The organism is Kluyvera sp. CHPC 1.251, from assembly GCF_036759945.1.
GTDB classification, from domain to species: domain Bacteria; phylum Pseudomonadota; class Gammaproteobacteria; order Enterobacterales; family Enterobacteriaceae; genus Kluyvera; species Kluyvera sichuanensis.
Genome location: NZ_JAPKIC010000017.1, coordinates 21049 through 42296, shown reverse-complemented (window position 1 = coordinate 42296; position 21248 = coordinate 21049). Strand labels below are relative to the sequence as shown.

The following is a 21248-nucleotide window of genomic DNA, read 5'->3' as shown; positions in this document are numbered from 1 at the left end:
TCTTTAAGTCATCTTAAATGACTCTGAGGTGTCTGTTAAACCCGTGGCGATTCACTTTTCGCTCACAGCCGTCCTTCACAGTTAAATCATCGTTCCCCCCAATCCCCCATACGGCACCATTACCTATTTTCATTTCTGCGATCCCCCTTCCAGCCCCCACTATTGCCCAACCCGACTAACCGCATTACCCTATCGTTGTACCTGCAAAATCAGGTACCGGGATTAGCCTCCTGACCTAACTTCATCGGAGAAACGTGTGCATGTCGTTCGCACAGTTACCATCTCAATGGTAGGCCAGCGAGGCGTCGAAAGATGCCCCGGTATCGATGAGTCGGTCGTTCTAACCCCATCTGATTTAGCCGCCAATGAGAGAGAAAAATCACTCATCGGAGGCTGCCCCATGGCAACACCCCTCACCCCAACTCCCGTACCCGATTTTACCCACTGCGAGTTTTACTCCTTCGTGGAAGGCCGCGCCGTTCACCTTGGCGGAGATTGGCTCTCTCAGGCCGGATTTATCGACGGCATGCCCGTTAAAGTCCGCGTAAAGAAAGATTGTATTGTGATTACCCCGCAGAATACCCGCGAGCTATGGGGCTGTATTGAAGGCATGAGCGTCGCGAATATCAACCAGCGCAAAGTGAAAGCTTGGCTGAAAACCTTTCCAGGCGCGTTGAACGATAGCGGGAATATTCCAGCGATTAAGCGGAGTAAAACGGGCGGGAAATTCTAACAGCAACCGTAACCTGGCCGAGCGAACGCGCTCCCCGGATAGCCACATACGTTGACGAGACGCCGAGGCGGAGTGAGGCGAAGGCGCGAGTTGTGTTGTTAAGATGGCCTCGGGGATGAGGCATTTTTTCGTGCATAGTGTTGGGCTCTGAGCAGTTCCCGGCGGCGCTGCGCTTGGCCGGGCTACAGGATCGGTAGCCCGGCTTACACCCGCGACAAGGTCAGCGAGACGCTACCGTGATTGTTGTCGTACATGTGCCAGGCGTCGTTGGCATAGGCATAAAAATAGCCGCTTTTTTGCGGCGTAAACTGGCAGCCACGGCCAATCACAAAGAACTGATGCTGATGCCCAGGCATACCGACTTGCGGGGCAATACCGTTTGCCACTACGCCAATCAATGCAAACCACGGCGCGGCGTCCACGCGTCGGCTTAACCAAAAATCCACGTCCTGATTTTTTGTCGCCCCTTTCCACAGGCTCTCAAGCTTATCTGAGAGCGACGCCAGGATTTGCGCCACTTCGCCGGGGTAAAATTTACCATCGTCGGTCCCGCCGGCATCGCAGGGTATCGACCCATCCAGCCATTTTCCCGAAGCGCTGAAGGTGTACGTTACGCCCGCCTCCAGCCAGACTCCCGTTTCATTCCAGCGTTCCCGGGCAAAAATATCCATCGTGATGGGGCTGCCCGCCAGTAAAGCATGGTGTGGTCGGTACATCCCGTGCAACAGCGAGGGCCGGTTCTGGCGAAGCAGTACGCTTGGATCAATCGCCGGATTGCCACTAATGAGCGCAGGCACGTCGCGGGGAGAAGTATGCAGGAGTTTAAAAATACCGGTGACGGAATCGTGCAACACGCCGTGCGGGTTGGGTTTGAGCTGGCTTGCGATGTCAGGCAACAGCGCTAATCCTAAGGCTTGAGCTTCAGTCATCATCCATTCCAGCGCGATATCGGATAGCCCGCACATGGCATACCCACCGCCCACATCGGAATGCACGCCGACAAACCACCGCTGTTTGACGTTAGGATTGTTTTCCACGTCGCTCCACAGCGTGGGAATAAAGCTTTGCCGTTGTTCATCAAGCGCCAGCGCATGACGCGCGTGCGCCACCGTTGCGCTAAGCGACGTATCATGGAAGGCATATTTTTTGGGGTTATCCAGCAAATGCGCGAGCGTCAGATCGTCCGGGATCCCCATCGCCCCAACCGTTTCCCAAACGCCGATAAAATGGATGGGAATGATCTCCTGCGTTGGGCTCCCGGTTTCCACCCGATAAAACGGCCTGCCGACGCTTGCCACCACCTGCTGCGCCTGCGCTTTCGGCTGACGATATACCTGGAACAGCGCGTCGATATCCTCCCAGACTTTATCATCTTCACTGCCCGCGCCGTGCGCGTTCAGTAGCCCGCAGCGGGCAATCATACCGCTCAGACTTCTGACGGTATAAGCGCCGCGGCTAAAGCCGAACAGCCAGATCTTGTCATCCGGCTGATAGCGCGTTGCCAGCCAGTGGTAGGCGCTCATAATGTTCTTTTCCAGCCCGTCACCGATACCGCCGCCAATATAGCGTTCGACCAACCCACCGCTGGTTCCCACGCCCGAGTGGTAGTAGACGCGCTGATTTTCATTTTCTTGCACCGCATTACGCAGCTTCACCACATTGGTCGGTGCAGGCTTGCCGTCGTCAAACTGCTGCGGGGTATTCCAGGAGCCATCGCAGAACACAAGTAGGTTCATGGGAGCCTCAAGATATTGATGCTGGGGAATATAATAAAAATAGCAGATGTCTGTTGGTCAGTAGCCTGGCCGGGCGGCACAAGTCGCGGGGGCTTTCGCTGGCCGTTGCGGCGGCAACGGCAGCAGAATAGAACAGATTTAAACGCCTATCGGTAAATAACCCTGCCATTCAGGCCGATCGCGGCAGCCGTTCTCACAAGGCGTGAGGTGAATAAACATCTCACCGAGTTTTTCAAGCAGTAGACAGTCATCGACCTCAACCAAATTGTCTTTATGTTGCTGAAAGGCACCGCAAAGCAGCGTACTCAGCGCTTTTTTCTTCGCCTCCAGGGCACTCTCTGCGACAAACAAATCGTATTCGTGCAGCTCGGCGAGCGTGTCGGGGCGGTAGCCTCCCGCATTGACGAAAAACAATCGTAATGCAGACTGAGATGGCTCAGGTGAAAGCGTGACAGCATAGCCATCTGCCCAGGTAATACGGCTGTAACCGTCGATATGAATTTTATCGCTATCGCCAAACCATGATTCACGCAGTGCCGGCCAGGCATCCTGGGGCTCATTGGCGGCAACAAACTGAATATCATGCACTTCAATATTCGATTTTCCCGCATTCCCACCAATATAAAACATAAACAAATTCATGCTAAACCTCATAGATTATTCTAATCGCTATATATTTGACTATATATCGATTTATACCGCAACCGACTTACTTCCTGACGTCGAGGCTATTCGGCGCTGAATTTTGGTGACGCCCTGGTACTGAGATAAATGAGGGGCACAGCCAGAAGATAGAGCGTGAGTACGGTAAGCCATACTGCGCCAGGAAATGAAGGCCTCGTGATTGAATACAGGCCAGAAAAACCCAAAGGCGCAAAAATAGAGGCCAGGCTAGTCGCTGACGTCAACAACCCCTGAAGCTGCCCCTGACAGGCTTCATCAACCTGCCGCGCTGCAACCGCCTGAAATGCCGGGGTACCAAGACCGGCAAGTGCAAACAGCGGCATCACGGCAAAGACCACCCAGCTTTGCTCGGCAAATGCCATCGCCACCAGCGCCACACCGCTTCCGGCAATACCCAGAAATACGGTTCGCCGCTCCCCCAGTTTACGTACCGCCAGGCCCGGCAAAAATATCTGGACCATCATCTGGCAAATACCAAACATACTCAGCGATAAACCAATCCAGGTTCCGTTCCAGTTGAAAGCATCAAAACCCCATAATGCCCAACAGCATCCGTACGCTTCGCCCGTGGCGCTGAGCAGAAAATAGGTACCGACAATAGGCCAAAGCCGTTTCCTTTCGACAACCATACGAAACGGTGCGATCGGGTTGAGCGAGCGAAAATCCACGCCCCCAGAGGTTCTATTTTTAGACTCAGGCAACAGGAACAGCGTGAAAAGGTAATTCCCCAAATTTAAGATGGCCGCAGCAACAAAAGGAAGCCGGATCCCTACCTCCCCTAATACGCCGCCCAGTACGGGGCCGGCAATAAATCCCGCCCCAAAGACGGCGCTAATCAGGCCAAAATTTCGCGCACGGTCAGCAGGCTTACTCACATCGGTAATATAAGCCGCCGCTACCGCCATATTGGCGCTGCTGACACCCGCAATGACACGGCCGATCACGAGTAACCCCAGGGGCGGCGCGAACGCCATAATGGTGTAATTAATCGTTGCGCCCGCTAGCGAAAATAGCAGGATCGGTCTTCTACCCAGTTTATCGCTGAGCGCGCCCAGTACCGGCGAGCAGATAAACTGCATCAGCGCATACAATGCCGCCATCACGCCGATATAAGGTGCAATATCAGCTGTTCCGGTCACGTCCTGCAAGAGTTGGGGGAGGATCGGAAAAACCAGCCCAATACCTAAAGCGTCGAGACCAATGGTACTCAGGATAATCAGACGTGATTGGGTCGACACCGTCATCGACAAGGATTCAGGCGAAACAGAAGATGGATTGGCGGGTAAATCATGTTTAGGGCTTGAATTTGACACTGAAACGCTCCGTTTATCGAATCGCCACTGAAGAGTGGTGATAAGCGCTTGCGCCATGTAATGGCGGCAAAGCTGTTGATTTCGAAGACGCTGGTCAAACTGTGGAAACACAGAGTTGGCGTGTGCGCGATCGGTTAAAAAGAATAAACGATCGTTTTTCGCGACGATGCGGGAGCCTAACTGGGCGGGAACGTGCTGTCAAGCACGCCCACGTTTGTGTTTTTGGGTATTATCAGAAGTATTCCGTTTCGTGGCTGGAAACCCAGAAGAGGATTGCTCCTCGATAATCGTCATTCGCAGAGGATATCAGCGAACATTTATCCGCATTACCATCAGCAGTGTAAGAACAACTCTGCTTCACGCGTACGGTGGATTCCCCTCTTTTCGACACGATCTCTGAATCAGCAAATTGCGCACTTCCGGTTGGGTAAAAAATACGCTTATCACTTTTATCTTTGTAGTTCCGGATGCGAACGGGCAATTGACTATTGCCATATTCATATCGCTCTACCACTTCACCCGTCTCTTTATCCACAATAGTCTCAAGCAACCCGCGCACATTATAGCTGAGGGTATATTTTCCGACTTCATTCTCGAGTTCAGTAATTTCGCAGCGGTCGTTAACTTTTCCGGTAATACGCTGGCCGTTAAAAGAGGTAAGCTCCCCCTCTTTGTTGATCAAATGAAAGACACGGATGTTTGCCTTATCGACCATGTTGATATGAGTAAAGCAACCCTTGCTGTCATAGCTTACGTCTGTCATCGCCCTAAGCTTACCGTTAAGGTCTCGGATCCACTGCAGGCTATGTTTGACGTTCCCGGTTGTTGGATCATGCTCGAACAACAGCGCGGCATTTAACACCGCCGGTTTAAATTGCGTGATTGCGGCTGCATTAAATGATGCAGCGAACAGAAACAGACTAAAAATTGCCCTTGCTTTCATTATTCATTCCTTTGTGGATCACCAGTAACCCAATCCCTTCATTAATAAAAAGGTGGCGAAACTGACTGTAAAAGTACCGCCCACAATGTAAAAAAACACATTAACGTAGAAACCAATATCGCCCCGGTAATAGTAATCCTTCACCGAGGAGCCTTTTCTGCCTTCAACAATCACGCCGGTCTGCGCCCCCCTGATGCCATGTAGCAACATCCAGACCGAAGCGATATAGGTAACGCACGATAGTCCCACCAGCTCGTAATCCATGCTTATAACCTTATGAAAACAGACATCATTGTCGGATCGTTAAAAACATAGCATCGCTTATTACTACTCAGTTTCTTGAGCCGTTAACCCCAGTTTGTTGGGTACAATATCGTTGAGTATTGCGATCAGTTCAGGATCCATAAAGCGGTAATCGTCCGGGATATCGAGAACATGCAGGGGCTTAAACGCAAGAACTCGACCATATTCCGCCGCTAAACGGTTCTTGTGCTTCTGTTCCATCACACAGATAACATCGGCCCATTGAAGCAGTTCAGCAGAGACGCTTTTTTTAGCATTGCGGCTAGTGCCAGCAGAACGAACAGAAAGGGATGGATAACGGCGGAACACCTGTTCCGCCGTGGGGCTTCGCCATTGATTACGACTGCATATAAAAAGTACGTTCATCAGAATGCTGGTACTCTTCCAGGCCTCGCATCGCAAGCTGTTGGTTGGTGATTCGCGGATACTCTATCCCCAGTTGTGCAGCACGCAGCAATTTTTCTGACCGCATGTAGAGCATCTTCCAGTTCTTTTCGCCACGAAACGTTAATAATGCCGTATGGACATCCCGAGATTTATTGCGCTGCTTTTGTGCCTTGCGCCAGCCTCGGGTACGTGATGTTTCCATTGTCTTTCTCTCTCAGATTGATCGGGGTCAGCAGCCGCTGATAATACGGGGAGAACAAACGAGGATATTCTAGCGCCTTCCCGGTAAAAGTGGTAATCCGGTTTCTGGTAGGTTAGCGCGGCAACGGGATTGATTAATATGGCATATAAGGGTCTGATAGCGTTTCTCCAGACCGGTTTACAGGGCTTACCCATGCAAGACTTTTCTGGCCCCCACTTTGTCGTATTTTTCATCCATCTGGACATTTTGACGTGATTGATTTCATCAACTTTAACCACCGTCATCAACAACTCACTGCACTATTACCACCGCCTCAAAATGTGGCTGAATATGTGATAGCGGGATTAACTATTCGCTGCTTTGGACCGGAAAGCATAGTCGAAGATGTGCTGCTTGTTTATCACGGCGGCGGCGTCAATTCAGATGCGGGTTACGATATTCTTGCTCACCAGATAAGTCATCTTGGGTCGGTGTGTACCTGCCTTATCGATATCCGTGGGCACGGACGATCGTTGGGTCATAAAGGGCGCGTTGCGCATCCGCAGCAGGTCTGGCGGGATGTCGACACGGTGCTTGAACAGGTGCACGAAAAGTTCCCCCGGGCCAGGGTTCATCTGCTGGGCCATTCCAGCGGAGGGGGAATGCTGATCAATTATTTTACGCGCCACACCCCATCGCAAAAAAGTGACAGCCTGATTTTACTGGCCCCTGAATTTGGGCCTTTTGCGCCTGCCAATATTCGCAACAGCACATCGGTTCCCTTCGCGTCGGTAAGCCAGTGGCCTTTCATACTCAATGCACTCAGTGGCGGATTACTGTGTGGCGACCGTTTCGCCGTGACGCTTAATTTCCCCAAAGAGGTGATGCTATTAAGGCCTGAATTTGTTCAGCGCTACAGCGTAAATATGGCAAATGCGTTAACACCGCGTCAGCCCGCAAAACAAATTGCCGCATTGCCACTCCCTGTCACGGTTCTGATTGCCGAGAAAGATGAGTTATTTGATGCAGGCCAGATGTCAGAATTTGTCGAAGGATGCGGCAACCCGAATTTACGTACCAGGAAGATTATGCACAGTAAACACCTGGACTCTATTTTTGACGCCAGTGAAGAAATTCATCAGCATTTAAAGCAGTGTAGGGATTTGGCTCCACGCCGGTAGAAATTAACCAGGCGGTCATTAGTGATACCCACAGCATGGCGGTTTTGCTACCCAGGTTGTCAGCATTGCGTCGGTAATCCCTATGCTGATTGAGCAGGACAAAGGGAGACCAATGCAAAGGAGCGAGGCCATGCTGAATTTGATTAACGCAGGCGTTCTATCTCTTTTTCCCAATACCGAATGTCGTTCTGCAATCGCTGGTATTTGGTGCTAAGTTCGTTGGATTCGCCATCTTCTTTGGTTAATTGGTAAAAACGTTGTTTGGCGTCTCCATCAAGCGCATCCCACATAAGAGAAAATGCAAAACCCTGAGCCTCTGCTCTACGTCTCTCAGCGAAGTTTCTTTCTGACCGCCTTGTCGCATCGACATACTCAAATGACAAAATGAATAGAACTAAAAACGTGGTGACGATGACAGTAACAGGAACGTTCAGCTTGAAGTAGTAGATAGCAATAGCATCAAGAACAATTGCTATCGCCGTGTAGAAAAACGATATGAGTAATGCCTTAGGTAGTCTTCCCATGATTTCTGACGTTCAGCCTTTTCCTGCGAATTAAATATGGATGGATCTAGTATACATCTACACCTGTTTTTGCCATCTCTTTCTACCAGGGTGGTTACGGTATTTGACCATTTTTATAGATAGGCAAATGTTTGCTCCACGTTCAAAGCAGGCCTGGAGATGAGTTCAGTAAACGGTTGTCGCACTCTTTGGGGAAGAAAGTAGGCGTTTTCGATTCGATGTGATGCCAGTTTCCGGTTATCAGGTATTTCGCTGCGTTTTTAGATACACATTTTCCCTGCAATACAGCCCCATAACTGATACACTGGATATAATCACAGTGCAAGGGGCAAATAATGGCCGTTGAAATAAAATTTGTTGTCGTAAGAAAAGGTGAAGAGAAAATGACATTTGCCAGTAAGAAAGAGGCTGACGCTTACGACAAACTGCTCGACATGGCAGAAGCGTTCACTGATTTGCTGCTGCAAAGCGGAACGTCAATGGATGAAACACAGGCTGAAGATCTTGGTATGTATCTCGCCGAGCAGAAAGTGGCCGTACAGCATATTCTGCGCACCAGCAAACTGCCTGAACTCGGCACCCTGGTTGAAACCGATGAACCCGAGTCAGATACCGCAGGCAGCAAAAAAATCAAAGCGGTTAAAGCGGCTTAAATATCTACGTGTCGCATGCTCTGATCCTAAAGCCGTAAGCAGACAACTGCTCGCGGCTTTTTGGTATATAACCTCCCGCCGCTATCCTGGCGCGTCATTGCGCTGCTTATAACGCCCTACCTATTCCGGCCGAGCAGAACGACGTAGGGGATGGCACGTTGGGAAAAATAATTGCCTGATGGCGCTTCGCTTATCAGGCCTACAGGTTCTTCGCCTACGCCAGAGCAGCTCGAAATTCCTCTTTGTCAGCAACGCTGGACGTAAAACGAGGCGTTCAGTTTCAAAGTGCAATTGCATCTGGCTAGTCTCGAAAAAAGTTAGCGGTTTACAGAACCTCGACAACCTCAAATTCCTCAGCGATCAGCTCCATATCTTCCGAGAAGAAACCTTCGCGGGTAAAGAATCGCTGATGTTCCCTCTGCCAGTATTCGAGGCTCAGATCGCCTTCACCTTCCTTTCGCGCAAACTCGGCCGTCACATCGCAAAAACGCACGAGCCGCAGGGAAATAAGTCGGGTCACGCATACCGGTACATTCTGACCATCAAGGATAATGTTGTAGCTCCCTATCGCGGGGGCAGAATCCTCCTGCTGGTAGGAAGATAACGATCCGCATGAGGCCGTTTTCATCCCTTGCTTGATAAGTGCGGCAAGCTCGTTGGCCAATTCCGGGCTATCTCCCATTTGCCAGGCGTTGGCACCCGGATATTTCATCATCAATTGATCAATAGCGCCCATTACAAGCCCTTCTCAGTCGTTAATGGTTAAGAAACTGCTTAGCGTCAATTTATTGAACATCCGTGGATAATAGCTACTGATTTAAGAGAGATAACGTCTTGGTTTGTAGTCTGGCCGAGCGTAGCGACGCCGTGAAGGATGGGTTTGGATTGGAGGTGCGGGTCTTTGGCTATGTGCTTGCCCCCTCACCCTAGCCCTCTCCCCACGGGGGAGAGGGAACGGTTGGGCAGATTAATAGCGTACGCAGACTGACTTCGTTTCACACCAGTCGTTCAACCAATCTGGCCCGAAATCACGCCCGGTGCCCGATTGCTTCATGCCGCCAAACGGCAGGTTGGCATCGATCAGCGTATGGCTGTTAACCCATACCGTACCGGCCTGCAGGCGGTCGGTGTAGTTCAGCGCTTGAGTCAGGTCGCGAGTCCAGACGCTGGCGGTCAGGCCGAAGTCGCTGTCGTTGGCGAGGCGCAGTGCTTCTTCGCCGTCGGCGACGCGCACCAGGTTCACCACCGGACCAAACACCTCTTCACGGGTTAAGTGCAGGTTAGCATCAGGGTTGATAACCAGCGTTGGCGGAATGTAGAAGCCCTGCGCATCCGGGCCAACGTTGCCGGTAATCAGCTCCGCGTTCTGCTTGCGAGCATCGTCCAGATAGGCCGCCACTTTGGCGCAGTGCGCCTGAGAAACCACCGGGTTAATCTGCGTGGTCTCCAGCATACCTGGCCCCACCTGCAGCGATTTCACCGCCTGCTCGAAGCCGCTGACCAGCGTGTCGAACAACGGCGCTTCAATGTAGATACGTGAACTGGCCGCGCACACCTGCCCCTGGTTGAGGAAACTGCCGGTCATCAGCCCTTCGATAACCCAGGCCGGGTCAGCGTCTTTCAGTACGATAGCCGGGTTTTTACCGCCCAGTTCCAGCGTGACACGGGTGAGCCTGTCAGCGGCAACGCGGGCGATCTGTTTGCCGGTCGCGGTCGAGCCGGTAAAGCTCACCTTCGCCACATGCGGATGCGAAGTTAACGCCGCGCCGCACTCGGCGCCGCTGCCGGTCACCACGTTAAATACGCCTTCAGGTACACCTGCTTCGATGGCTAATTCAGCCACGCGCAGCAGCGTCAGCGGCGTGGTTTCCGACGGTTTAATGACGATAGAACAGCCCGATGCCAGAGCCGGCATCACCTTCCACATACCAATCATCAACGGGAAGTTCCACGGCACGATGCCCGCAACGACACCGACCGGCTCTTTTTTGGTCCACGCCTGATAGCGCGCACCCTGCGGGAACGGTATGGAGACATCCAGCGTGCGGCCGCTGATCTTGGTGGTCAACCCGGCGGTGTAGCGCATCCAGTTCAGGGTGCAGCCCACTTCGAAGGCGCGGGAAATATTGATCGATTTACCCTGCTCCAGCGTTTCCAGTTGAGCCAGCTCTTCGCCGTTCTGCTCAACGAGGTCGGCAAAGCGCAACAGAATACGTTCGCGCTCGGCAGGGGTACGCCCGGCCCAGCTGCGGGAGACAAATGCGCGCCAGGCTGACATCACCGCGCGGTCGACGTCAGCCGCGTTGGCGTCCGCGGTAGAGGCAATCGCCTTGCCCGTTGCCGGGTCCCAGACGGTGAGACGTTTTTCACTCTGCGCCGCCTGCTGCGCGCCATCAATAAACAGGCCATGCTGACGATCTAAAAACTGCTGCACGCTCGGGAGCAGCGCTACCTGTGATGAGGACATATCGTCTCCTTATTCTTCGCGGTTAGTCATTTCAGTCTACGGCGGGTCTGGTGATCGCGCTTTTGTCTCTGTGACATTCGCTTGTGCGGCTGTGACAGAGACCGCAATTAAACAGATTGCTCTGGCAGAAATGTGCAACAGGTAATAGTTCTTTCATATATTCCCCCGCTAACCCTTGTTAAAGGCAACATAAATGCAACAATGCCAAAACATTTTCATTGCAGAGATGGCGTATGGCAGCGGTAAATGGCGGTGAGACATATCAGGCGTGGCTGGCAAAAATCAATCAGGTGTGCGGCCATTTCGCCGCGCGCCCGTTGGATGGCGACTTTCATGGTGAGATAGACACCAGCTATGCGGGCAGCCTCAAGCTCAGCACCGTCACCACTCGCAACGTCAATCTGTTCCGCACCCGCCAGGAGATCCGCAGCGGTAACGATGCCTGGTTCTACACCGTGTTTCAGCTTGCGGGTCAGGCCAATATTGAGCAGGACGATCGTCAGGTAAGGCTGGAAACCGGCGATATGACGCTGATCGATGCCTCGCGACCCTGCTCGATTCTCTGGCAGCAAACCTCTCGTCAGGTCTCGCTGTTACTGCCCCGCCAGCTGTTGGAAAGCCAGCTGCGCGGCAGCGGAATAAGCGTCGCCACCCGTCTTGATAAATCCTTGCCGATGGTCCAGCTTAGCCAGCGTCTGCTGCATGAGAGCATGAGCAGCCCTCAGCTTTCCGCAAGCGAGAGCGAAGCGGCGCTGGATGCGATGGTGTGCTTGCTGCGCCCGATGTTGCATCAACAGGAAGTCGCCCCGTCCCGGCGCGAGAAGCAGTTTCAGAAGATCATGGCGCTGATTGATGATGCCATTCAGGAAGAACATCTGCGCCCGGAGTGGCTCGCCGATGAAACCGGCATGTCGGTAAGAAGTCTGTACCGGCTGTTTGCCGATAAAGGCCTGGTGGTGGCGCAGTACATCAAAAACCGCCGTCTGGATCTTTGCGCAAAGGCGTTACAGAGCGCGCCAGACGACGAAAAGCTTGCCGGAATCGGCTATCGCTGGGGGTTCAGCGACCACAGCCACTTCTCCACCGCCTTCAAGCAGCGGTTCGGTATTTCGCCGGGCGAATACCGCAAACGTGGTCGCTAAACAAAAATCAGATCAATTATCTTCCACCAGCTGTGACACATCGCTGCTGTTAATTTCACGTGCGTTGCCGTCCTGATCGGTGTAGCTGGTCATGCCGGTTTCTTTATCGAGCTGCGGTTTTCCCTGCGTGACAATCGTCTGGCCGCTTTTAGTGGTCATCACGTAGTTAGTGGTACAGCCAGTCAGCGCCAGCAGCATTGCCCCTGCGCACAAAAAATATAAAGGCTTTTTCATCTTTTCTCCGTTCATTGTCCCCGCCAGCGCAGGGTTAAGTCGGCGTATTGTATGCCTGATAGGGAGAAGCGGGGTATCGACGGGATGTAACAGAAGATAACGTGATGATTTCCGGGAGGTCGACTGACCTCCCGGCGTGCACTTACAGCGCGATACGAATCACATCGTCAGGCGCAGTAGCCTCTTTCTGACGGGTGGATTCCTGTTTCACGCTAACGTACAGCGTTTTACCGTCGGCGGAGAGCATCAGGCTGTTCGGGAAGGTCGGGGTTTTGATGGTTTTAGTGACTTTATAGTCTTTCGCATCAATCACCGTCACGGTGCCCGCTTTACGCTGGGTTACGTACACTTCGTTACGAACCGGGTTAAACAGCACTGCCAGCCCTTCCTGGGTATCGACCTTCGACAGCACTTTGCCATCTTTCAAGTTAACCACCAGCAGTTCCGGCTGTTTGGAGTCGGTGATAAAGGCACGCTGACCGGCTTTATCCAGGCTGATATTGATATAGAAGTGCTCTTTGCCATCGTCCTGCAGCTTCTGACGCGTCAGAATCTTGTTGCTCGCGGTGTCGATGGTGACCAGCTCGCCGTCACCGTTAGTCACGTACAGGCGCTGTTTATCAGCATCGACCGCCAGGCCTGTGCCGAAGGTGCCGGTACCGGTGATGGTGGTTTTCAGCGTCAGCTTATCGCCGTCAACAACCCAGACGGAGCTGCCGTCTTTGCCAATGCCGGTGATATAGACCGTATTGGTTTTCTCATCCACTGCCAGTTCACGCGGCTGCAGCGGTTTAACCGTTTCGCTACGTTCACGGCCATCCAGCACCAGGCGGCCTTTCACATCGCCGGTTTTGGCGTCAATCGCGGTCACGGCACCGTTGATGGTGTTACCAAACCACAGGGTCTGGGTCTGGTTATTCAGCGTCGCACCAAACGGTTTGAGATCGTTATGGATAACCTGTGTCACTTCCAGAGTAACCGGGTCGAGACGATAAACAATACCGCCCTTATCGGTTTTGCGGCTTTGTGAGGTGGCCAGCCACAGCGCGTTTTCCTGCTGGCTGTAGGCCATTTCATATGCCCCTTTCCCGACCGCTTTACGCAGCATTTCATCTGCGGCATGCGCGCTAAAGCTCCCCGCCAGCAGGAAAGCACTCAGTAACAGAGAACGGCGCAGACGCGGCGCGGACAATTGACGTAATGGCATGACGACTCCCTTTGATGAACGTAGTTTTTTCTGCTGCACATCGCTTCTGGCTCCGTAGCGTCGTAGCGCTACGTTTTGTAGATGCGAATAGTAATCATTAATTTATGTAAAGTGGAGCTTTTATTACGCTCAGCAACTAAATAGTTGCTATTTCATCACCGGAAATTAACGATTTATGCTGCTAAAGTTTTCAATATATTTACAAAAGTATTAACCTATTGGGGTCTGTTCCATTTGGTACATTTTGCGAGTTTTTCATGAAAATCATAACTGTACGCTCAGTAACGCTGCCAGCGCTGCTGTTGCCGCTTGTTTTTGCTCCTTTTTCCTGGGCCAATGATGAACAAACGTTAATCGTTACCGCCGCACCCCAGGCGATCTCTGAACTGGATACCCCCGCTGCCGTGAGCGTGGTCGATGGCGAGGATATGCGTCACGCCACGCCGCAGGTTAACCTTTCTGAATCACTGGGCGCTGTGCCGGGTTTGCAGATACAAAACCGTCAGAACTACGCGCAGGATCTCCAGCTCTCTATTCGCGGCTTTGGCTCCCGCTCGACCTTTGGCGTGCGCGGCATTCGTCTGTACGTTGACGGTATTCCGGCCACCATGCCCGACGGCCAGGGGCAAACTTCGAATATCGATATCGGCAGCGTGGATCACGTTGATGTGCTGCGCGGCCCCTTCTCGGCGCTGTACGGCAACGCCTCCGGCGGCGTGGTCAACGTCACCACTCAGACCGGGAAGCAACCCACCACCCTTGAAGCCACCAGCTATTACGGCAGCTACGGCACCTGGCACTACGGTATGAAGGCCAGCGGCGCGGTCGGCGACGGCACCCAGGCGGGCGACGTTGACTATACGGTGTCAACGAATCGATTCACTACCCACGGCTATCGCGACCATAGTGCGGCGCGCAAGAACCTCGCCAACGCCAAGCTCGGCGTGCGGATTAACGACGCCAGCAAGTTGACGCTGTTGTTTAATACTGTCGATATTAACGCTAACGATCCCGGCGGCCTGACCAAAAGCGAAATGCAGGCGGATCGCCAGCAGTCACCGCGCGGCGATCAGTACAACACGCGTAAAACCGTAAAGCAGACTCAGGCAGGCCTGCGTTATGAACGTCAGCTCAGCGAGCAGGATGACCTGAGCGTGATGATGTACGCAGGAGAGCGTCAGACCACGCAATATCAGTCGATTCCCGCAGTGACACAGCAGAAGAATCCGGCTCATTCCGGCGGTGTGATCGACCTCGATCGCCACTATCAGGGCATCGATACCCGCTGGACGCACCGTGGCGAACTGTTTATCCCGGTGACCTTCACCACCGGGTTGAACTACGAGAACATGAACGAGAAGCGCCGGGGCTACGAAAACTACATCATCAACGGCACCACGACGGAGTATGGCGAGAAAGGCAATTTGCGCCGTAACGAGCGCAATCTGATGTGGAACCTCGACCCGTACCTGCAAACCCAGTGGCAGCTGACCGAGAAGCTAACGCTGGACGCTGGGGTGCGCTACAGCTCCGTGTGGTTTGACTCCAACGACCACTACGTCACCTCTCAAAACGGCGACAGCAGCGGCGATACCAGCTACCACGAATGGCTGCCTGCGGGATCGTTAAAGTACGCGATCACCGATGCATGGAACGTGTATGCCAGCGTCGGCCGCGGCTTTGAAACCCCCACCATCAGCGAGCTATCTTACCGTTCCGGCACGGCAAACGGGCTGAATCTGGATCTCAAACCCTCCACCAACGAGACCTATGAGATCGGCAGTAAAACGCGTATTGGCAACGGCCTGCTTAGCGCCGCGCTCTTCCAGACCAATACCACCAATGAGATCGTGACCGACAGCAACATCGACAGCCGTGCTAGCTACAAAAATGCGGGTAAAACCCGCCGTCAAGGGGCAGAACTGGCTATCGACCAGCAGTTCGCCGAAAACTGGCGCGCTAAAGCCGCATGGACCTGGCTTAACGCCACCTACCGCACCGACGTTTGTGGCGACGGCAGCTGTAACGGCAACTGTATTCCGGGCATCGCACGCAATATGGGCTTCGCCTCGCTGGGCTATGAGCCGGAAAGCGGATGGTACGCAGGGGCCGACGTGCACTATATGGGTGATATTATGGCGAATGATGCCAACACCGCCCGCGCGCCGTCATGGACCGTGGTGGGCCTGAATACCGGCTACAAGTTCAACCTCAGCAACTGGACGCTGGACCTCTTTGGACGCGTGGATAACCTGTTCGACCGCGAATACGTTGGCTCAGTTATCGTCAACGAGTCCAATGGGCGCTACTACGAACCCGCTCCGGGCCGTAATTACGGCGTCGGCGTGAATGTCGCATGGCGTTTTGAGTAATAAGCGAAACGTTTCCGGGTTGTCCCGGAAACGTATTTTCCGAAAGGGCGTTAATGGCGATACTGCTGTTTTAAGAAGGAGGTTGATTCATCAATAATTTGTGATATTGCGGAATAACTCGCCGAGGAGTCTCTTTTTTCCAGCGCATTCAGTAATGATGCATACACATTTTGATGCTGAAACGGTTCTACTGAATTTAAATATAAATAATGAAGACTCGGCCCCGCTCGCACCCATAATTGTTCAATCATCGTCACCAATGTTGGCATTTCCGCATAGTCGTAAATCTTAAAGCGAAATTGATAATTGGTTTGCAGCATGAGGGTAACATCCCCTGCTGCTTTAGCCTCATGGAAAGCGTTAGAGAGGCAGTTTAATTCGCTCATTCTTTCTGTGGTTATATTGATTGCCGCAGCGGCAGTCGCCATCCCTTCGAGATTTTTACGAATCTGATTAATTTCAAGATAGCCTGAATTAGTCAGCACCGGTACCATAAATGCCTGTGCAGGCGCTGCCTGCAGCGCGCCTGAGGAGACCAGTCGCAGTAGCGCTTCTCGCACCGGCGTAATACTGATCCCCTGATTCACGGCAATTTCACGCGTGACGAGCCGTGCGCCAGGTTTTAACGCGCCGACAACCAGCGCATTCTTGATATTATTCTCAATTTGCTGCGTCAAACTGATACGTTGTGCTTTAGCAAAATCCAGCATAGTTATTATAACTCCGCGCTTTTATTTACCCAGACTATTTATAATTAATAGCTGGCGTTTTATTTTTTGCGCAGGAAATACGATATATATTTTTTTCGAGGTAGTTTTCAGCATAATTAATAGAAGATGAACCATCGCTAAACACCCCGCTCAGGCCGCTCCCGGCCTGGATTAGAGCGGCACGTTGAGCCTGACGACAAGATAAGTACAGGGTTTGCCGCTGTCGTTAATAAAACGGCAGTCGTTCGGCGGCCCAAGTTCGAGACAGTCTCCGGTTTGCATACGGTGTGCGATGTCGCCTTCCATAAACAGCAGTTCACCGTCCTGTACCCACAGCAGCTGGCGCGCCATCGCATAGGCCGAGGCGGGCATCGGGATGTCGCTGCCTGTTGGTAGCTCAATTTGTACCAGGTCGACGGGAAGTTCACCCCGCGGCGAAACGTGCCGACGCAGGTAGTGAGTCTGTGGGTCGTGCCAGACCGGCTGGTCAGCAAAGCGCAGCAGCTTACCTTCCTGCATCTCCGCGCGAGCGATCAGCGTCGACATGCTGATACCAAAGGCACCAGAAAGCCGCGCCAACAGTGCCGCCGTCGGGCTGCTTTCGCCGCGTTCAATTTTGTGGATCATCGCCCGGGAGACGCCCGCACGCTCGGCCAGATCGCTCAGCGACCAACTGCGCGACTCGCGCTCAATGCGAATTCTTGCACCGATCCGTTGATTTAAGTTGTCTTCAATAGTATTCATATCGTAATAATATAGTGAACAACACTCAGGGTGCAACTCCATGCCTATTCGTTTTGCAACAAAAGAAGACTGCGCCGCCATTGCGGCAATCTACAACCATGCTGTGGTACACACCGCCGCTATCTGGAATGACAAAACAGTCGATACCGACAACCGCATCGCCTGGTTTGAAGCGCGCCAGTTGGGGCACTTTCCGGTGCTGGTGAGCGAAGAGAACGGTACCGTGACCGGCTACGCCTCCTACGGTGACTGGCGCAACTTTGATGGTTTCCGCCACACCGTCGAGCACTCGGTCTACGTCCACCCGGAGCACCAGGGCAAAGGGCTCGGCAATATTCTGCTCGGCGCACTGATTGAAGAGGCCCGTCGTCGTGGTAAGCACGTAATGGTGGCCGGAATTGAGGCACAGAACCACGCGTCGCTGCATCTGCATGAGAAGCACGGTTTTGTCACCACCGGGCAGATGCCGCAGGTTGGCACCAAGTTCGGCCGTTGGCTGGATCTCACCTTTATGCAGCTACAGCTTGATAACCGTAGCGATCCGGACGGACAGGCATGAATCAATCCCTCACGCTGACGTTCCTGATAGCCGCCGGCATCGGCCTGGTTATCCAGAACACGCTGATGGTGCGCATTACCCAGTCGGCCTCCACCATTCTGGTAGCGATGCTGCTGAACTCGCTGGTGGGCATCGTGCTGTTTGTCAGTATTTTGCTGATTAAGCATGGGCTTGCGGGCGTAAGCGAACTGGTGGCAACCATCAAATGGTGGACACTGATCCCTGGCCTGTTGGGGTCGTTCTTCGTATTTGCCAGCATCAGCGGCTATCAGTATGTGGGGGCGGCGACGACCATTGCGGTGCTGGTGGCGAGTCAGCTTATCGGTGGGTTGGTAATGGACGTCGTGAGAAGCCACGGCGTGCCCTGGCGAGCGCTGGTTGGGCCGGTGTGCGGCGCGGTGATGTTGATTGTCGGCGCGTGGCTGGTGGCGAAACGTCAGTTTTGATGCGGAGATTTCCCGGCGTCGCGTTACTCGGCCGGGCTACGTTTTGTAACCCGGCCAAATCGTTAACGTTAGAGAATCGTCCCACCGGAAGTGAGCTGCTCTTTACGCGCCTCTTCCTGCTCACGCAGATGTTGGCCATGATGAGAAATCGCCACGCGCAGGCGCTGCTGCTGGGTGAAACGATCTTCACGGCTCAGCTCGGCGTCATCGCTTAACACCACCAGCAATTCATTCATATGCGTAATCACGTTCTCTTGCACCGCGGCATCCACGCGCGCGATGACCTCATCCAGATGTGACATATTCACTCCTTAATTAATTTTCACTTTCGAGAAATCGCTGCCCATCAGGCTAACGCTATAGCCGGTGATGTTGCTACGCGTAGCGTAGAAGGTTTTCCCGTTCGCCAGCGCAATCCACGGCGCCTGCTGATAGAAAATCGCCTGCGCCTGACCGTAGAGCGCAGCACGCTTCGCCGGGTCGCTCACTACCAGGGCTTTTTTCACCAGGCCATCATACTCTTTATTGCACCAGCGCGCGGCGTTAGAGCCGGTTTTAATACTGTCGCAGCCGAGCAGCGTGTTGGCAAAGTTATCCGGGTCACCGTTGTCCGACATCCAGCCGTACAGCGCACTGTCGTGTTCGCCTTTACGAATACCAGTGAGGTATTCCCCCCATTCATAACTGACGATCTTCGCTTTAATGCCCACTTTGGCCCAGTCATTCTGGATCATTTCAGCAATACGGCGCGAGTTCGGGTTATACGGACGCTGGACCGGCATTGACCACAGGGTCACTTCCGCGCCCTTCTCCAGCCCGGCCTGCTTCAGCAGCGCCTTCGCTTTTTCTGGATCATAGCTGTAGTCTTTAAGATCTTTGTTATAGCCCATCATGTTCGGCGGAATGGGTGATTTCGCCACGGTGCCGGAGCCCATAAACACCGCGTTAACGATAGCTTGTTTGTCGGTAGCGTAGTTCAGCGCCTGACGCACCAGCACGTTATCAAACGGTTTCTTCTCGGTATTAAATGCCAGATAGCCGACGTTCAGCGCCTCAACAGCATGCAGCGTCAGATCTTTGTTGCCTTTAATAACATCAAACTGAACCGGTGACGGTGCCGGGATAATCTGGCATTCGTTGGTTTGCAGCTTCGCCAGACGCGTTTCCACGTTCGGGGTGATAGCGAAGATCAGGTGTTTGGTCGGCACTTCGCCATCCCAGTAGTTCGGGTTCGCCAGATAGCGAATCTGCGAATCAACTTTGTATTGCTGCAGCACGTAAGGACCGGTACCAATTGGCCAGTTGTCGACGTTCTCCGGGGTGCCCTTCTTCATCATCTGATCGGCATATTCCGCCGAGAGAATCGAAGCGAAGTCCATCCCCCAGTCAGCGAGGAACGCGGCGTTCGGCTCGCTCAGCACGAACTGCACGTGGTTATCATCAATCTTCTTCACCTCTTTAATCAGTTTATCGAGGCCCACATCGCTGAAGTACTCATAGTTACCCTGCGACACCTTGTGGTACGGGTGGTTGACGTCTTTCTGACGCATCACCGAGAAGATCACGTCATCCGCGTTGAAATCGCGCGTCGGTTTGAAGAATTTGTTGCTGTTGAACTTCACGCCCTGACGCAACGTAAAGGTATAGGTCAGGCCGTCTGGAGAGATGGTCCAGGCCGTCGCCAGGGAAGGCACCGGGGTGTTTTTCACCGGATCAAAGTTAATAAGGCGGTTATAAAGCACCTGTGAGCTGGCCACAAACGACGGGCCGGAGCTAGCAATCTGCGGGTTAAAGGATTCGGGCGATGCTTCAGAACAGTAAACCAGCGTGTCGGTGTTTGCCGCCATCGCGCCGGCCGGTAGCAGCGCGCTGAAAGCCAGCGCGAGGAGCGTTTTCCCTGTGGTGTTCCCTGTGATCATGGTTATAAGCCTTTCGATTTTATTATATGGACCGCTTAATAACAGCACAGGGGCAGATAACTGGCAAATAACCAAATGGCATATATCATATTAAACGTTTTATTTTCAGTAGGTTAAATCGCATGCAGCGGTGTTTTTGTTACCCTTCCCGGCGGATTGCATTCGTAGCTAATACAAGAAGATGCAAAGGTTTTGGGGAAGGCGTATGTCGTCAGAAACAACGATATGTCACTATCTGGCGAGTTTAATAACAGTGGAGGCAAGCAGTGGGATTGTCTAAAAGAGTAAGGAACATGTTTATGCTGGCGGCAGTGGCGACTCTGGCTGCGGGCTGCGCGCCGTTGCACCCTTCGGATTGCCATAAGACGACAGCATTGGGAAATTGCAGTTCTGGTCGCTGGGACGATCAGGATGAATGGGGGACGCAAGCGCGCGCCATCAGGGATGCAATCAATGCCGAGCTGATTGAGCCTCAAAGCTGGAAAGGCAAAAAATGTAGGGTACATTTAGAATTTGAACAAGATGGTACGGTGACAAAGGTTTCAACAAGCTACGGCAATAAAGCCTATTGCGCAGCGCTAAAATCTGCCGCCCAGCGCGCGAAATTCCCGGCGTTCGCGACGCCAGCACTCTACCGGGATTTTCAAAAATCCCGTTTCGATATAACCGGTTAACCACATAACCGTAGGCAGGATAAGGCGTAACCGCCATCCGGAAACCACGCCCTACAGGCGCGATTTAGCTTAAGTCCAATCATTCAATGCCGCGAGAATTACCCTATTTACCCCTCTCTTTCGCCGTTTGTTGCAT

24 protein-coding genes are annotated in these 21248 nt (G+C 53.0%); 8 read left to right on the top strand and 16 right to left on the bottom strand.

Annotation, left to right across the window (positions count from 1 at the left end; all coding sequences use genetic code 11):
- Window positions 1–286 precede the first annotated feature (286 nt).
- Window positions 287–733: a SymE family type I addiction module toxin gene (locus V6940_RS22815; protein ID WP_442910837.1), complete on the top strand. Its 447-nt coding sequence runs from the start codon at window positions 287–289 to the stop codon at window positions 731–733.
- 203 nt (window positions 734–936) lie between these two features.
- On the opposite strand, the gene V6940_RS21870 is transcribed toward V6940_RS22815, so the two are convergent.
- The 7 genes from V6940_RS21870 to V6940_RS21840 form a co-directional block, all read right to left on the bottom strand.
- A complete protein-coding gene (locus V6940_RS21870; RefSeq protein WP_333497315.1) occupies window positions 937–2469 on the bottom strand; it encodes a DUF2235 domain-containing protein in 1533 nt (510 codons plus the stop codon).
- 138 nt (window positions 2470–2607) lie between these two features.
- The gene (locus V6940_RS21865) at window positions 2608–3111 is read right to left on the bottom strand and encodes a DUF1543 domain-containing protein (protein ID WP_333497314.1); all 504 of its coding nucleotides are present in this window, start codon (window positions 3109–3111) and stop codon (window positions 2608–2610) included.
- A gap of 86 nt (window positions 3112–3197) precedes the next feature.
- Window positions 3198–4577, bottom strand: a complete 1380-nt coding sequence (locus V6940_RS21860; RefSeq protein WP_333497313.1) for a TCR/Tet family MFS transporter — start codon at window positions 4575–4577, stop codon at window positions 3198–3200.
- A 121-nt stretch (window positions 4578–4698) separates the two neighbouring features.
- A complete protein-coding gene (locus V6940_RS21855; RefSeq protein WP_333497312.1) occupies window positions 4699–5409 on the bottom strand; it encodes a YnfC family lipoprotein in 711 nt (236 codons plus the stop codon).
- An 18-nt stretch (window positions 5410–5427) separates the two neighbouring features.
- Window positions 5428–5673, bottom strand: coding sequence for a hypothetical protein (locus V6940_RS21850; protein ID WP_333497311.1), 246 nt, complete (start codon window positions 5671–5673; stop codon window positions 5428–5430).
- 63 nt (window positions 5674–5736) lie between these two features.
- Entirely contained in the window at window positions 5737–6078 is a 342-nt protein-coding gene (locus V6940_RS21845) for a low molecular weight protein tyrosine phosphatase family protein (RefSeq protein ID WP_333497310.1), read from the bottom strand.
- Complete coding sequence (locus tag V6940_RS21840) at window positions 6050–6301, bottom strand: hypothetical protein (protein ID WP_333497309.1); 252 nt, start codon at window positions 6299–6301, stop codon at window positions 6050–6052. Before V6940_RS21840 ends, V6940_RS21845 begins: the two co-directional genes overlap by 29 nt.
- 251 nt (window positions 6302–6552) lie before the next feature.
- Between V6940_RS21840 and V6940_RS21835 the strand changes: the two genes are divergently transcribed.
- Window positions 6553–7461: an alpha/beta hydrolase gene (locus tag V6940_RS21835; RefSeq protein ID WP_333497308.1), complete on the top strand. Its 909-nt coding sequence runs from the start codon at window positions 6553–6555 to the stop codon at window positions 7459–7461.
- 143 nt (window positions 7462–7604) lie between these two features.
- Here the strand turns inward: V6940_RS21835 and V6940_RS21830 are convergent, their stop codons facing one another.
- Window positions 7605–7985, bottom strand: a complete 381-nt coding sequence (locus V6940_RS21830; RefSeq protein ID WP_333497307.1) for a hypothetical protein — start codon at window positions 7983–7985, stop codon at window positions 7605–7607.
- Window positions 7986–8320: 335 nt separating this feature from the next.
- On the opposite strand from V6940_RS21830, the gene V6940_RS21825 reads away from it, so the two are divergent.
- Window positions 8321–8638, top strand: coding sequence for a YebG family protein (locus tag V6940_RS21825; RefSeq protein WP_333497306.1), 318 nt, complete (start codon window positions 8321–8323; stop codon window positions 8636–8638).
- Between the two features lie 325 nt (window positions 8639–8963).
- Here V6940_RS21825 and V6940_RS21820 read toward each other — a convergent pair whose 3' ends face one another.
- Both V6940_RS21820 and V6940_RS21815 read right to left on the bottom strand, forming a co-directional pair.
- Window positions 8964–9374: an ASCH domain-containing protein gene (locus V6940_RS21820; protein ID WP_333497305.1), complete on the bottom strand. Its 411-nt coding sequence runs from the start codon at window positions 9372–9374 to the stop codon at window positions 8964–8966.
- A gap of 231 nt (window positions 9375–9605) precedes the next feature.
- The gene (locus V6940_RS21815) at window positions 9606–11105 is read right to left on the bottom strand and encodes an aldehyde dehydrogenase family protein (RefSeq protein ID WP_333497304.1); all 1500 of its coding nucleotides are present in this window, start codon (window positions 11103–11105) and stop codon (window positions 9606–9608) included.
- A 233-nt stretch (window positions 11106–11338) separates the two neighbouring features.
- Here V6940_RS21815 and feaR point away from each other — a divergent pair, with 233 nt between their 5' ends.
- Window positions 11339–12247 (top strand): transcriptional regulator FeaR, encoded by a 909-nt coding sequence (feaR, locus tag V6940_RS21810; RefSeq protein WP_333497303.1) that lies wholly within the window; start codon window positions 11339–11341, stop codon window positions 12245–12247.
- A gap of 12 nt (window positions 12248–12259) precedes the next feature.
- On the opposite strand, the gene V6940_RS21805 is transcribed toward feaR, so the two are convergent.
- Together V6940_RS21805 and yncE are read right to left on the bottom strand one after the other, a co-directional pair.
- A complete protein-coding gene (locus V6940_RS21805) occupies window positions 12260–12481 on the bottom strand; it encodes a YgdI/YgdR family lipoprotein (protein ID WP_185666233.1) in 222 nt (73 codons plus the stop codon).
- A 142-nt stretch (window positions 12482–12623) separates the two neighbouring features.
- A complete protein-coding gene (gene yncE, locus V6940_RS21800) occupies window positions 12624–13688 on the bottom strand; it encodes a 7-bladed beta-propeller protein YncE (protein WP_185666232.1) in 1065 nt (354 codons plus the stop codon).
- Window positions 13689–13945: 257 nt separating this feature from the next.
- Here yncE and pqqU point away from each other — a divergent pair, with 257 nt between their 5' ends.
- On the top strand, window positions 13946–16060 hold the full coding sequence (gene pqqU / locus V6940_RS21795; protein ID WP_333497302.1) for a TonB-dependent receptor PqqU: 2115 nt from the start codon (window positions 13946–13948) through the stop codon (window positions 16058–16060).
- Window positions 16061–16110: 50 nt separating this feature from the next.
- Here the strand turns inward: pqqU and V6940_RS21790 are convergent, their stop codons facing one another.
- Both V6940_RS21790 and V6940_RS21785 read right to left on the bottom strand, forming a co-directional pair.
- Window positions 16111–16770, bottom strand: coding sequence for a GntR family transcriptional regulator (locus V6940_RS21790; protein WP_333497301.1), 660 nt, complete (start codon window positions 16768–16770; stop codon window positions 16111–16113).
- A 171-nt stretch (window positions 16771–16941) separates the two neighbouring features.
- Window positions 16942–17514, bottom strand: a complete 573-nt coding sequence (locus tag V6940_RS21785; RefSeq protein ID WP_333497300.1) for a helix-turn-helix domain-containing protein — start codon at window positions 17512–17514, stop codon at window positions 16942–16944.
- 40 nt (window positions 17515–17554) lie between these two features.
- On the opposite strand from V6940_RS21785, the gene V6940_RS21780 reads away from it, so the two are divergent.
- Window positions 17555–18073 (top strand): GNAT family N-acetyltransferase, encoded by a 519-nt coding sequence (locus V6940_RS21780; protein ID WP_333497299.1) that lies wholly within the window; start codon window positions 17555–17557, stop codon window positions 18071–18073.
- Complete coding sequence (locus V6940_RS21775; RefSeq protein WP_333497298.1) at window positions 18070–18519, top strand: DMT family transporter; 450 nt, start codon at window positions 18070–18072, stop codon at window positions 18517–18519. The genes V6940_RS21780 and V6940_RS21775 overlap by 4 nt, the downstream gene beginning before the upstream one ends.
- Window positions 18520–18587: 68 nt before the next feature.
- Here the strand turns inward: V6940_RS21775 and V6940_RS21770 are convergent, their stop codons facing one another.
- Together V6940_RS21770 and V6940_RS21765 are read right to left on the bottom strand one after the other, a co-directional pair.
- A complete protein-coding gene (locus tag V6940_RS21770; protein ID WP_185666226.1) occupies window positions 18588–18821 on the bottom strand; it encodes a DUF2526 family protein in 234 nt (77 codons plus the stop codon).
- 9 nt (window positions 18822–18830) lie between these two features.
- On the bottom strand, window positions 18831–20438 hold the full coding sequence (locus V6940_RS21765; protein WP_333497297.1) for an ABC transporter substrate-binding protein: 1608 nt from the start codon (window positions 20436–20438) through the stop codon (window positions 18831–18833).
- Between the two features lie 299 nt (window positions 20439–20737).
- Between V6940_RS21765 and V6940_RS21760 the strand changes: the two genes are divergently transcribed.
- Window positions 20738–21112 carry a cell envelope integrity TolA C-terminal domain-containing protein gene (locus V6940_RS21760; protein WP_333497296.1) on the top strand — a complete coding sequence of 125 codons (375 nt, stop codon included), beginning with the start codon at window positions 20738–20740 and terminating at the stop codon, window positions 21110–21112.
- Window positions 21113–21248: the final 136 nt, after the last annotated feature.